Raw genomic sequence first — 12,694 nt, 5'->3', positions numbered from 1 at the left:
GCCTTGGGGAGGACGAGGTTTCATGAACGTCACGACGATCGCCGTTGCCGACGTCGAGCCCGCAACGGCGCCGTTGCCGGGGTTCGATAGCGAAGCTGCGGTGCAGAGCCTGCTCGTCTCGAAGATCGAGGCCTCCTACCGCCACCGCCTGCCCCTCGTGGGACGCACGGACCTCCACCCGCTCGTCCAGGCCGCCTATACCGCCTTCACCCAGCGCTATCCCCTCGTGCTCTCGCCCGACGTGGTCTGGCTCTGCCTGGCGCGCGGCTTCACGTTCCACCTCGCCGCGAACGACGAGCATCGACGCCGCTTCCTCCCCGACGATCACGAGTTCTCGCTCGTCGTCGATCGCCCGGACTTCACCCTCGGCGAGGTGAACCCGTGGCCAGCTTTGTTTCCGGACTTTTCCAGGCAGGTTTCGGCGCGGGTCGGCTCGCTGCGGGACCTCGTGACCTCCAATTTCTCCACAACGGGGCCTGTCGAGCGGGTGTCGTCGGAGCTCACGGTCGCGACCCCGCTCGCGCCGCACTACGCGTGGGAGCCGCCGTTCCCGGGCGACATGGTGTTCCCGCAGCGCGGGATCCCGCGCGTGTACCTGCTCGGCACGTCCGACGACTGGCGCTGGGTGCGCCAGCGCGTGGCGATGCTCGGCTCCGTCGGGCAAGATCGGTGGACCCGCGCGCTCCTGCCCGTGCTCGACCAGATCGCCGCCTCGGCGGAGGGGCGCGCCGACACGATGTTCTGGCGCGCGTTCTTCAGGTACGAGAGCTCGGCCGACGAGCTGACCGGGTGGATCCACGTGCTGTTTCCCTACCTGCGCGCGTGGCCCAACGACTACTTCGCCCCGAATCCCTATCTCGAGAGCTGGCACGAGCGATGGTTGACGGCGGAGGCCCGGAGCGACGCGCTCGGGGGCCTCGGCAACCCGCAGGGACCAGGGCTCTCCGAGATGCCGCCCGGCCTGACCAGCGCCCAGCTGCGCTTCATCGACGGGAGCAGGCGCGAGCACCCGATGGAGTTCATCAGCGGTCTCATCGGCGTGACGCAGGATCCGCACTCCCTCGCGCTGCTGCCGGAGTTCGTCTGGGCCATCGCGCACCAAGCCCCCGAGTCGGCGGCGCAGCGCCCCGCCGAGGCCTCGTGAGCCACGCGGCCCCGTGAGCCGCGCGCTCGATCACGGCGATCACGGCGAGCGGTTCGGCGTGGACGGGCGGCTCACGCTGACATAGGATTGTGCGGTCCGCGACACGGCGACGCCTTGCGTCGTCCATCACGCTCGGAGGCTCCAGTGTCCGGAGGCAAGTTTGCGCTCCTCGAAGTACCGGATCTGAATGGTGGGGAACCGTCCTACCTGCGCCTCGGGGCCGCCGCGCCGCTCGGCGAGAGCGCGGGCGACGATCTCGCCGAGCGGATTCAGACGTTCACCGACGACGACCGAAAGCGGGACGGCTCGCCCAATTTCGTGCCTGTGGGCGAGCGAAAGGCCGAGACCGCGAAGCTGCACACGAAGGGCGGCTGGCGCGATCACACCGACGGCAACCGCATCTCGACCACCAAGGGCGACAAGGTCGAGGTGATCGGGGGGAACTACCGCCTGCTCATCCTCGGCCGCGGGGAGCACCAGGCGGGCTGGGACGTGTCGGGAGGGCACGTCACCGAGGTCAGCGAGACCTTCGGCGGCGGCACCACGATCGAGTGGGTGCAGAACTACGGCGGGACGTGGAAGGTCGTCGAGACGACCATCAAGGGCGAGGTGCACACCCTCTACCACGGCGACGTCTACGACTATTACTTCGGGAAGGTCAAGGAGAGCCAGACCGGCACGGACACGTTCCCCACGCTGAATGTCACCGACGACTTCATCGATGACAAGAACCCGCCCTCGCCCCAGGCGATCCCGACGGACAACCCCACGATCGTCGACAGGACGTGGGCCAAGAGCATCTCGTCCTATACCGGCTCGGAGAAGCTGCCGGTGCCGTCGATCTCGGACGAGACCTGGGCGGAAGTGATGGTGACGAAGACGAACGCCACCTCGATGACCGACGAGACGACGGTCAAGGCGGAGTCGAAGTCCACGATGAAGGCCGCGTCGATCACGTCCTCCACCAAGGTCGACGGGACCATGGATGACCACACCGAGGCCGACATCATCAAGAGTTATACGAAGGCGAGCAAGATCATCTCCGAGACCCACGCCGACACCGAGGACGATATGTACGGCGACGCGGACTCCTACACGCAGGGCAACAGCAAGACCGTCGTCGAGGGGATCGAGACGACGATCAACCTCGGCATGGTCAACGAGGTCGTCCTGGGGGGGATGATCGAGGCGACGCTCGGCGCGGAGGTGACCTTCACGGCCGGCGGCATCGTCGACGTGACCGTCGGGCTCAAGGCGGATTTCAGCTTGACCGGGAGCATCGAAGTCTCCGCCGGCCCCACGCACAAGATCAGCCCGGCGGACGTCGAGCTCCACATGAGCAAGACGGAGATCGCGCTCGCCAACAAGATCGTCTCGGCGTTCAACCTCTTCGTTTGAGGGCGCGGGCACAACGCTCCACGCGCCACCGGATACGGAGCTCCCATGGCCGGCGATGGCAAGTACGGTATCCTCCATGTGCCTGATTTCGGCGACGGCATGTCGTCGTACCTGCGCATCGGCGCGGCCGAGGGCGACGAGTACACCTGGCGAGATCACACCGACGGCAACCGGGTCATCACCACGCGGGGCGACAAGGTCGAGGTCATCGGGGGCACGTACAAGATGACCGTCCTCGGCCGCCGCGAGTTCGAGGGCGGCTGGAAGGCGGAGGACGGGCAGATCAACGAGAAGAGCATCACCTTCTACGGGTCGGGCGAGTTCGACTTCATCCAGGGCCCCCGCGGCGAGAAGCGCCTGCGCGAGAAGACCGTGAAAGGCGAGGTGCACACCACCTACCACGGCGATGCCTTCGAGTTCCATTACGGCAGCAAGCTGGAGAGCGTCACCGGACACGACAGCCCGCCGCGCAACCTGGACGAGATCACGGACCCCTGGGGGCTCCCGTCGTCAGGCGTCCTCGGGGAGAACCCCACGATCGTCGACAGGACGTGGGCCAAGAGCATCTCGTCCTATACCGGCTCGGCGAAGCTGCGGGTGCCCTCGATCTCCAACGAGACCTGGGCGGATACGATGGTGTCGAAGACCCACGCCACGTCGATGACCGACGAGACGACCATCGACGGACCGTCGAAGTCGACGATGAAGGCAGGGTCGATCACGACCTCAACAACGGTCACCGGGACCATCGATGACCACACCGAGGCCGACATCATCAAGAGCACCACGAAGGCGAGCAAGATCATCTCCGAGACCCACGCCGATACCGAGGACGACAAGTACGGCGACGCGGACTCCTACACGCAGGGCAACAGCAAGACCGTCGTCGAGGGGATCGAGACGACGATCAACATCGGCATGGTCAACGAGGTCGTCCTGGGGGGGATGATCGAGGCGACGCTCGGCGCCGAGGTGAGCTTCACGGGCGGCATCTCGGCGAGCGCCACGATCGGCCTGGAGGCGTCCGTCACCGTCGCCGCGTCGCTCGAGGCCAGCATCGGGCCCACGCTCTCGATGGGGCCGGAGAAAGTGAAGGTCACCCTGGACCGGGGCAAGTTCGTGCCCGTCCGCACGAACATCGCGGCAGTCCACCTCATGACGTGACGCGCAAGCGCGACGACCCTCACGGATGGCGAACAAGAATCTCACCCCGTTCCTCTTCGGCAGCAAGGTCACCTCGCGGAGGCCGCCCCAGCCGGAGATGACCCTGATCGTCCGGGCGAAGTTCATCCTCACGCCCGGAGCGCCGCTCTCCCTGCCCGAGGGCCACCCGGCGCTCGCGCAGGAGACGCTGCGCGGCGACGTGTTCCACGACGACGATCACGAGCAGACCGGCGAGTGCCTGTACCCGAGCGATCTGGCGGACTTCAAGCCCCACGCCGACGTGCTCCTGCTCGGCACGTGCCACACGCCGGGCAAGGCGCGCATGACCGAGTGTCCGGTGCGGTTCGGCGTCGGGTCCTGGTCGAAGATCCTGCGCGTGGTCGGCGAGCGCGTGTGGATGGATGGCCTGATCGGGCCCGCCATGAGCGATCCCGTGCCGTTCGACCGGATGCCGCTCGGCGATCGGCGCAGCTTCGGAGGGCCGGGGCACCCGCTCAACCCGGAGGGCAGAGGCCACGGGACGCGCGAGCTCCCCAACGTCGAGGGCGCGGACGATCTGCTGCTGTCGCGCTCGGATCGGCCGGCGCCCGCGGGGTTCGGGCCCCTGTCGCCGAACCGGCCCGATCGGCGCGCCCGGGTCGGGAAGAACTACGGCAAGGCGTACCGCGAGAAGCGAGCGCCGTATTTCGCCGACGACTTCGACTGGACCTATTTCAACTCGGCCCGGCCCGATCAGTGGCTCCCGTACCTGCGCGGCGACGAGGAGCTGCTGTTCCAGAACCTCCACCCGGACGCGGAGGTCTTCCGATCGCGGCTGCCGGGCCTCCGGATCCGCCTCTTCGCGAACGACGCGGAGCGCGGGTTCCGGGAGGTGCCGATGCACCTCGACACGCTGCTCGCCAACCTGGACGAGGGGGCCCTGTTCCTCACGTGGCGCGGCCTCACGGAGGTGACCGACGACGACCTCTCGCGCGTCACCACGCTCGTCGCCTCCGAGCCGCTCGACGGGCCGGCGCTGCCCGAGGAGCATTACCGGGAGATCCTCACGCGCTTCGAGGCCGATCCGCTCGAGATCGAGGAGCAGCTCGCCCCGGAGCTCAAGGAGGAGTGGGGGGCGCTGCAGGCGCTGCAGAAGAAGGGCGACGGCGCGGCGCCGCGCGACGGCGGCGACGCGGCGGCGCTCGACCCGCTGTCGACGCTGCTCAAGGCGCGGCTCGGCGACGTCGCCAAGCCGCAGCAGGAGAGGATCGGCCGGGCGATGGCGGGGCTCGCGGGCGTCGCGCTGCCGGGGGGCAAGGTCCTCGGCAGCGTCATCGCGGAGGCGCTGCGCAACCTGCCGAAGGCCTCGCAGGCCCTGCCGCCGATGAGCTCAGGCGCGTCCCCCGTGCTGATGGACGCGGCGCTCCGGACGGCCTTCCGGCGCGTCGCGCGGGCGGTGGAGGAGGCGAAGGCGCTCGCGGCCGCGCGCGGGACCCAGGTCCCGGCGCTCGCGGCGTGGGACAAGCTCGCCGGCGATCCGAAGCTCGCGTCGATGGGCCTCTCCATGGCCCCGCCGCGGCCGCCCGGGCAGATCGGGCCCGGGAGCGACCTCCGCGACCAGGACCTGAGCGAGCAGGACCTGAGCGGCCGCGACCTGACCGGCGCGGACCTCACAGGCGCCATTCTCACGGGCGCAAACCTCCGGGGCACCAGGCTCACGCGCGCCATCCTCAAGCAGGCCGTGCTGTTCGACGCCGACGTGAGGGAGGCCGATTTCACGGGCGCGGACCTGAGCCTCGCCACCCTGCAGAGCGCCTGGGCAGAGCGCGCCGTCTTCCGCGGCGCCACGCTGGAGGGCACCACGTTCGACGGCGCGCGGCTCATGGAGGCCGATCTCTCGGGCACGCAAGGGTCGCAGCTCGTCTTCTCGAGGGCGGACATGACGGGGGCCGTCGCGCGCGGGGCGGCGTGGGCCGTGGCCTTCCTGGAGGACACCGTGCTCGAGCGCGCGGACCTGTCGCAGGCCTCGCTCACGCGGTGCTTCGTGTCCAAGGTCAAGGGCGCCTCCGCCACGTTCGCGGGCGCCACCCTCACCGGCTCGAGCTTCTCCGGCTCCGACCTCACCGGCGCGGTCTTCACGGGCGCGCGGGGCGACGGGAGCGTGTGGATGGGCGCGACCCTCACCGGCGCGGATCTCGGCCTCGCCGTGCTGACGGACGCCCTCTTCAGCGAGGCCACGGCCGAAGGCGCGAGCTTCTTCGGGGCCAACGTGCGAGGCGCCCGGTTCGACCGGGCAAACCTCACGCGCGCCGACTTCACGCGGGCGAACCTCTTCGAGGCGGACCTGCTCAGGGCGCGGGTCCCGGAGGCGAAGTTCGTCGACGCGAACCTCTACGATGCAAAATTCTACGAAACCTCGGGATCCGGCTGTGATTTCAGGGGGGCGAACCTGAAGAAGTCGACGCTGGAGCGAGATCGATGACCCCGGACGAGCTGAGGGCGCTGCTCCAGGCGGGCGAGGCGCTCGAGGGCAGGACGCTCGGCGACATGGATCTGCGGGGGGCCGATCTCCGCAAGGCGCGGCTGCGCGGCGTGAAGCTCGGGCGGGTGCAGCTGGAGGGCGCGGACCTCTCGGGGGCCGATCTCCGCGGCATCAAGATGGCCTGGTGCGCGCTCCGCGGCGCGGACCTGTCGGGCGCTGATCTCCAGGGCGCGGCCGTCGCCCAGAGCGACCTCTCGGGCGCGAACCTCGCCGGGGCGAACCTGACGGGGGCGAGCCTGGTCCGCGGGCAGCTGACCGGGGCGAACCTCCGCGGCGCGCGGCTCCAGGAGGCGAACCTGGCCGAGTCGAAGCTCGCGGGGGCGGAGCTGTCCGGGGCGACCCTGAAGGGCACGCGGCTCGACCTTGCCGACCTGTCGGGCGCGGCGCTCGACGGGGTGACCGTCTCGCAGTCGTCGTTCACGCGGGCGGATCTCTCGGGCGCCTCGCTGTCGCAGGCGCGGATCGAGGGCTCGTCATTCACCGAGGCGAACCTGACGCGGGCCGATCTGTCGGGCGCAGAGCTCGATACGGTGGTGTTCCTGAAGGCCGATCTCCGGGAGGCCGTGCTCCCGAAGAAGCTCACGAAGACGGTGTTCGACGGCGCGCGCCTCGGCCGGCTCGACCTCTCCGGGGCGGATCTCGCGGGCTCGGCGCTGGAGGGGATGGACTTCGCGGGGGTGAGCTTCGAGAACGCGAACCTCACGCTGTCGTCGCTCCAGGGCACGGACCTCCGGGGCGCGAGCTTCCGGGGCGCGACGCTCGACCAGACGGTGCTCGCGGGCTGCGATCTCACCGGCGCGGACTTCCGGGGCGCGACGCTGAGGTCGTGCATGCTGTACCGGGCGCGGCTGCCGGGCGCGGATCTCTCGGGCAAGGACCTCGAGATGGTGGTCTTCAAGGAGGCCGATCTCTCGGGCGCCGACCTGTCCGGATCGCGGCTCGTGCGCTGCGTGCTGGAGGGGGCCAACCTGACGGGCGCGAACCTGACGCGCGCGCTCGTCTCGCAGACCACGCTGCGGACCGCGGTCGTGGAGGGAATCACCTTCGAGAAGGCGATCTTCGACTGCGTGGACTTCTCCGGCGTGGACCTGACGCGGGCGTCGCTCTCCGGGCTGACCATCTCGCGGTGCTTCTTCGTGCTCGGGAACCTCTCGGGGATGGACCTCTCGGGGTGCAACCTGTCGAACAGCGACTTCACCTCGTGCAACCTGGAGCGGACGCGCCTCGACGGCGCCATCCTGGCGAACGCGAACTTCAAGGGGGCGAACCTGCGGCAGGCCTCGCTGGCGGGCGCGATGGCGAAGGCCGCCTTCTTCGGCGACGGCGTGCTCGCCGGCGCCGGGCTGACGCAGGCGATGCTCCGCAATGCGATCTTCGTGAAGGCCGATCTCTCGGGGGCGAACCTCGCGGGGGCCGACATCCGGGAGACGGTGATGCACGAGGTCCGCGCGGCCGGGGCGCTGTTCGTGGGGGTCAAGGCGCACCACGCCGATCTGTCGCACGCGGACATCTCGGGCGCCGACTTCACCGGCGCGGACCTGCACTGGGCGAACCTGCACCACGTCCGCGACGAGAAGACACGTTATCTCGATGCCAACCTCGCCACGGCGAGGCGCACGGACGTCGATCGGCTCGAGGCCGAAGCATGGATGCCGCCCGAGCGGCGCTCGCAATGAAGGAGGAGCGATGTCGATGGGAGCCATGAAGGAGAGCGATCGCGCGGCGGCCGTGCGGGTGGACGCGGCGGCGGGCGAGGAGCACGCGCCTCGGGCGTACGGCGCGCACGGCTCGCGCGGCGCGGACGTGCTTCGGATCGGCCTCCCGCGGGCCGGGGGCGGGGGGGCCGGCGACCCGGGCCAGGAGGGCGCCGCGGCGCTCCCGAGGGAGTACCTGGGCCCGGGCCAGGTCACGGCGGCGGAGGGGGGCGCGATCGCGGTGGAGCTGCCGGGCGGCCAGCCGGTCGCCGTCGAGATGGCGCTCGCGCTGCCCTACGAGCCCGCCGTGGGCGACACGCTGCTCGTCATCGGCAGGGAGGAGCGCTACTACGCCATCGGCGTGCTCCACGGCGCGGGTCGGACGGTGCTGTCGCTCCAGGGGGACGTGGCGGTGCACGCGAGGGATGGAGAGCTCTCGCTGTCCGGGGACAAGGGCGTCGCGATCCGGGGGCCGGAGCTCGAGGTGCAGGCGGGCAAGATCCGGATGGTGGCCGACGCCGTGGTCCAGAGGTTCACCTCGATGGTCCAGCGGGTGAGCGCGCTGCTGAGCGTGCAGGCGAGCGAGTCGCACACGATCGTGGAGAAGACGGCGTTCACGAAGGCGAAGAACGCGACGATCCTGACCGAGGAGACGGTCACGGTGAACGGCAAGCAGATCCTCTTGGGATAGGAGGCCGGCGCGATGCTCCCTGCGAACAACAAGTGTACCGGCATGAGCGCCGGGTACCCCGACGTGTGCCTGTCGCCTGCGCTCGGCCCGTTCCCGTTCCCCAATTTCGACCCGAACGCGGTGAAGTTCCCGTTCTCGTTCAACGTGTGGTTCTCGATGGGGCCTGCGCTGAGCCTCCTGGCGCGCGCGATCCTCACGATGGGCGACTGGCTGGGCACGCTGCACTGGACCTTCATGGGATCAGGCCAGTACACGTTCGGCAACGTGCGGGTCTTCGTCAACTATGCCCCCGCCACGTCGCTGCTCTCTCCGAGGGCCGGCAACAATTACAACTGCTTCATCGGCGTCCAGGTGTTGCCGAGCGTGACCAACGTCTTCATCACGTACAACGGGGGCAGCGCCGGGGGCGCGCGGCCCGCCGGCGCCCCGATGCTGGCCGATCTGGACGCGCTTGTCGCGTCGCTCCACCCGTGCGGCGGCGCGTCGCCTGTCGAGAGCGTCCAGCTCGAGCCGGGGGTCGGGTACGTGAAGATCCGCACCTTCTCGCTGGACGTGCCCGCCCGGGTCCACACGGCGGTGAGGGCGCTCGAGGCCGAAGGGCTGGAGACGCTCGTGCTGGATCTGCGCGACAACCCCGGTGGGGACCTGAGGGCGTTCCTCGAGCTCGCGGGCGACTTCCTGGAGCCGGGGAGCGTCCTCGGGAGGGCGATCGACGCGGACGGCGACGAGATCGTGTACCGGTCGAGCCACCGGGATCCGTGCCGCGCGCCGCTGTGGATCCTGGTGAATGGCGGGACGGCGTCGGCGGCGGAGCTCTTCGCCGGCTGCCTCCAGTGGCACGGGAGGGCGGTCGTGGCGGGGGAGCGCACGTACGGGAAGGGGACGGCGCTGAAGGTCGCGGCGGATCCGGAGGATCACGCGCCGGTGCTCGCGGCGGCCGCGAGGATGGTCCTGCCGGGGGGAGAGGCGATCCAGGGGACGGGGATCCGGCCGGATGTCGAGCTGGGGGCGATTGAAGGGGCCGATCGTGGCGGGGAGCGGCGATCGCTGATGGACTTGATCGCCGGCGCGAAGGCCTGAGCGCTGGCCGCCGCTCGGCTCAGGGGCGTACCGCGAGGTACACGGTGCTCCATAGCTGCACCGCGTTCGACTCGTCGTGATGCAATCGCTCCGCGCCGAAGGGGACCAGCTTGTAACAGCCGCCCTCGAAGGCCCAGCTCCAGAGCTCCCGCGTGCTCGCCTCGCGCGTCGCCGCGATGACCTCCCAGAGCGCGCTCCGCGCCCGCTCCAGCGCGCCCCGCGCGCGCGCCGGCAGATCGCCGCGGCCGAGCTGCCGCTCGAGGCCCGCGGCCAGCATCGCCTGCTGCCACGACCACGTGACGGTCCCGTGGTAATGGGCCGCCGTGAAATCCCTCTGGATCGCCGGATCCTGCGCGAACGCGGGGTTCGCGACCAGGATCCCCACCGGCGTCCGCAGGCCGGCCGGGAACGGGCGGATCAGGCGGCCCGCGATCTCCTCCAGCGCAGCGGGCGGCGGCTCCGTGAACAGGAGGACGAAGCTGTCGTCGGAGTGCATGATGGGAATCGGCTTCCCCTCGCTGTCGAGCGCGACGGCAGGAAACGAGAGCATCCCCGAGAGCGACGCGAGCGCCGGCGCCGCGTCCAGGCCCAGCGACGCCGCATAGGACGACACCCGCCGCCTGGCCTCGTCCTCCGGCAGCTCCACACGGAAGAACACGCCGGCGTCCTTCCACGCGCGCGCGAGCCGCTCCGCCCGGCCGGCGCGCTCCGCGTCCGCGCCGAGCAGCGGGCTCGCGAGCAGCCGCGCCGACGCGCGGAGCGCGGCCGGAACCAGCGCGGCGTTCACGTCGTAGGGGATCCGGCCGCCCGCCAGGCCCTCCTGGCTGTCACGCCACTCGCCCACCTTCGTGCCCGCCTTGAGCCCGATCAACATCATCGGATCCCCCGTCTCGGCGAACGGGGCGGCGAGGTGGAGCACGAGCGCCACGTTCCGCGCGAGCGCCTCCGCATACGTGTCGCCCCCCGGCGTCCGGCGCGACAGGAACTCGGCGGCGCGCTCCCGACCGGCCGCGCTGCCGAGGAGATACTCGGCGGCGACCGGCGCGAGGAGGAAGTCGTCGTCGATCATCTTGTAATCGTAGATGGGCTCGCGCAGCGCCCCGGGGATGCCCGAATCGAGGTGCATGAGCGCCGCGTACTCGCCGATCGCCTCCTCGTGCGCGACCTCACCGGCCAGGCTCAGCCGATCGAGGACCGAGCCGAGGCCCGCCTCGACCACCGCCGGCTCGAGGACGGGCAGGAGCATCCTCACCGCGAGCAACGTGTCCCGGCCGAAGTACGTAAGGAAACGCCAGGACCCGGCCAGCAGCTTCTCCCGGTACGCGAGGAAGCCGAGCGCCTGGCGGTGGCGCGGATCGTCGCTGGCGCGCTCCGTCACGAGCTCCTTGAGGGGCACCGGCGTGAGCGGCGCCTCGTCCGAGAGCGCCGTCACCCGGATACGGAGGCCGCTCGGCCCTGCCAACAGCTCGATCCGGCCGTCGTCCCCGAGCGCGGCCGTCGTGCCGTCCTGCGGCTCGATGAGCAGCTCGAGGTGATGATCGCCGTCCAGCATCGTCCGCCGCACGGCGATCGCCGCGCCCCGCTGCGAGGCGATCGCCTCGACGTCGTTCCCGAGCCAGGCCGGAACCTCGGCGTCGCGCCCCACGTCGCGGAGCGTACGGACACTCCCTAGGAGCACCCGATGGACACGCAGCACCGGCGCATCGCTCGCGAGGAGCGCCGACACGCCGCGCATGACGCCGGGCCGCTCCACGCGCTCCACGTCAGAGACGTCCCCCTCCACCGAGAGATCGACCGGCGCGGGCAGAGCATCGAACCACACCGCGATTCCCATGTTGCCTGCCGGAAAAGCGACGATGAGCCGCGGCGACACGCCCGAAGTCGTCAAGAGATGGGCGGCGATATGACCACGACGGAAGAAATGGTTGTCTATCTGGCCTTCTTGCAGATCGAAGGCCAAGAGCTCAGCAGGTGGCGGCGCGGAGGGCGCCTCGCCGTGCGGTGCGCCGGAGACGCAGGAGGCGGCAAGCAGCGTGGACAAGGTGGCTCCCCTCAGGAATCGCTCGATCTTCGTGGGCCTCGTGGGCACCGCGGGACCGTACCCAGCCGGAGCGCGCCTGCCAAGGACCAAGGGTCTTCGGTGGCCGCCAGCTTACGTCTCCGACGCGCTGGCCGTTTATCGCGAGTTTTCAGCGAAATTTACCGAGGCAGGGCGGATTCGGCAGGACGCCTGGGAGGGCGTCGCCACGGCCTCACTCCGCGCGGCACGTCTGGCTCCGGGTACGGACGCAACGGACGCAACGGACGCAACGGACGCAACGAACGCGACGGACGCAAGATGCAACGAAGCAACGGACGCGACCGACCAGAGCACCAGAGGGCACGATCGCGATGACGAGATGACGAAGAAAGAGTTCACGCCTTTGTTGCCCTGTGATAACCCATCCGAGAACTCAGTTGTTGATAGTGGGTTCGCAGCAGGCGAATGGCCTGCGCGCCATTTTGAGGAAGGGGGTTCGAGATGGACGAGAGCATCTCCGGCCAGGCCGCGGCCGGCAGCAATGGTTCCGAACGCGCGAAGCTCAGCGTTCCGCAAGAGGGCCTGATCACCACCTGGGTTGATGGCAGCCTCGGCGTCGTCGAAGAGGTCGTGCGCGCGGGGTTCGGCTTCCTCGAGGACGTGCGCGTCGAGACGCAGGAGCGGCTCGGCGCCACGCTCGACCTGCTCGAGGGGATCGATCGCAGCATGTTCCGGGTCGCGCGCAAGACGCTGGCCCGCGTGGACGGAATCAGCGAGCGCGCCATTTCGAACAGCCAGCTCGGCTGGTTAGCGCTGCTCGGCACGATCCGCCGCACGTCGCAGGGCGCCGCGGGACTCGCCTCCGAGACGGTGGTCGCCGTCGTGGGCGAGCGCAAGGCGACTCAGCAGCTCATCATGCGATCATCGTGAGCCCGACGGGCCCACAACGCCGTTCCATCCGCCGGCAATAGAACCGCTCTTC

General features: G+C 70.0%; 9 protein-coding genes. 8 read left to right on the top strand and 1 reads right to left on the bottom strand.

Translation table 11 applies throughout. The features are described 5' to 3' along the window. The first annotated feature begins 22 nt into the window (after positions 1-22). The 7 genes from WME95_RS11400 to WME95_RS11370 all read left to right on the top strand — a co-directional run bounded on the left by WME95_RS11400 (position 23) and on the right by WME95_RS11370 (position 9,692). Positions 23-1,144 (top strand): DUF4419 domain-containing protein, encoded by a 1,122-nt coding sequence (locus WME95_RS11400; RefSeq protein ID WP_437551773.1) that lies wholly within the window; start codon positions 23-25, stop codon positions 1,142-1,144. Between the two features lie 144 nt (positions 1,145-1,288). Continuing rightward, a complete protein-coding gene (locus WME95_RS11395) occupies positions 1,289-2,542 on the top strand; it encodes a hypothetical protein (RefSeq protein ID WP_437908411.1) in 1,254 nt (417 codons plus the stop codon). A 45-nt stretch (positions 2,543-2,587) separates the two neighbouring features. Then, positions 2,588-3,706: a hypothetical protein gene (locus tag WME95_RS11390; RefSeq protein ID WP_437908410.1), complete on the top strand. Its 1,119-nt coding sequence runs from the start codon at positions 2,588-2,590 to the stop codon at positions 3,704-3,706. A 25-nt stretch (positions 3,707-3,731) separates the two neighbouring features. Next, on the top strand, positions 3,732-6,167 hold the full coding sequence (locus tag WME95_RS11385) for a DUF2169 family type VI secretion system accessory protein (protein WP_437908409.1): 2,436 nt from the start codon (positions 3,732-3,734) through the stop codon (positions 6,165-6,167). Further along, positions 6,164-7,903, top strand: coding sequence for a pentapeptide repeat-containing protein (locus tag WME95_RS11380; protein ID WP_437908408.1), 1,740 nt, complete (start codon positions 6,164-6,166; stop codon positions 7,901-7,903). The genes WME95_RS11385 and WME95_RS11380 overlap by 4 nt, the downstream gene beginning before the upstream one ends. A 10-nt stretch (positions 7,904-7,913) precedes the next feature. Further along, positions 7,914-8,612 (top strand): DUF3540 domain-containing protein, encoded by a 699-nt coding sequence (locus WME95_RS11375; protein WP_437908407.1) that lies wholly within the window; start codon positions 7,914-7,916, stop codon positions 8,610-8,612. A gap of 12 nt (positions 8,613-8,624) precedes the next feature. Further along, positions 8,625-9,692, top strand: a complete 1,068-nt coding sequence (locus WME95_RS11370; RefSeq protein WP_437908406.1) for a S41 family peptidase — start codon at positions 8,625-8,627, stop codon at positions 9,690-9,692. A 19-nt stretch (positions 9,693-9,711) separates the two neighbouring features. Here WME95_RS11370 and WME95_RS11365 read toward each other — a convergent pair whose 3' ends face one another. After that, entirely contained in the window at positions 9,712-11,733 is a 2,022-nt protein-coding gene (locus WME95_RS11365; RefSeq protein ID WP_437908405.1) for a hypothetical protein, read from the bottom strand. Between the two features lie 480 nt (positions 11,734-12,213). Here WME95_RS11365 and WME95_RS11360 point away from each other — a divergent pair, with 480 nt between their 5' ends. After that, entirely contained in the window at positions 12,214-12,642 is a 429-nt protein-coding gene (locus WME95_RS11360; RefSeq protein ID WP_437908404.1) for a hypothetical protein, read from the top strand. Positions 12,643-12,694: the final 52 nt, after the last annotated feature.

Origin of the sequence: Sorangium sp. So ce327, assembly GCF_051530205.1 — a bacterium.
GTDB classification, from domain to species: Bacteria; Myxococcota_A; Polyangia; order Polyangiales; family Polyangiaceae; genus Sorangium; species Sorangium cellulosum_B.
Note: the sequence above shows the minus strand (reverse complement) of the source record. Positions and strands in the feature narration are given on the sequence as shown.

Bases quoted from the DNA above. Each gene is read 5' to 3' on its own strand.
- WME95_RS11400 (WP_437551773.1), top strand. From the start codon at position 23: ATGAACGTCACGACGATCGCCGTTGCCGACGTCGAGCCCGCAACGGCG.
- WME95_RS11390 (WP_437908410.1), top strand. From the start codon at position 2,588: ATGGCCGGCGATGGCAAGTACGGTATCCTCCATGTGCCTGATTTCGGC.
- WME95_RS11385 (WP_437908409.1), top strand. From the start codon at position 3,732: ATGGCGAACAAGAATCTCACCCCGTTCCTCTTCGGCAGCAAGGTCACC.
- WME95_RS11380 (WP_437908408.1), top strand. From the start codon at position 6,164: ATGACCCCGGACGAGCTGAGGGCGCTGCTCCAGGCGGGCGAGGCGCTC.
- WME95_RS11375 (WP_437908407.1), top strand. From the start codon at position 7,914: ATGTCGATGGGAGCCATGAAGGAGAGCGATCGCGCGGCGGCCGTGCGG.
- WME95_RS11370 (WP_437908406.1), top strand. From the start codon at position 8,625: ATGCTCCCTGCGAACAACAAGTGTACCGGCATGAGCGCCGGGTACCCC.
- WME95_RS11360 (WP_437908404.1), top strand. From the start codon at position 12,214: ATGGACGAGAGCATCTCCGGCCAGGCCGCGGCCGGCAGCAATGGTTCC.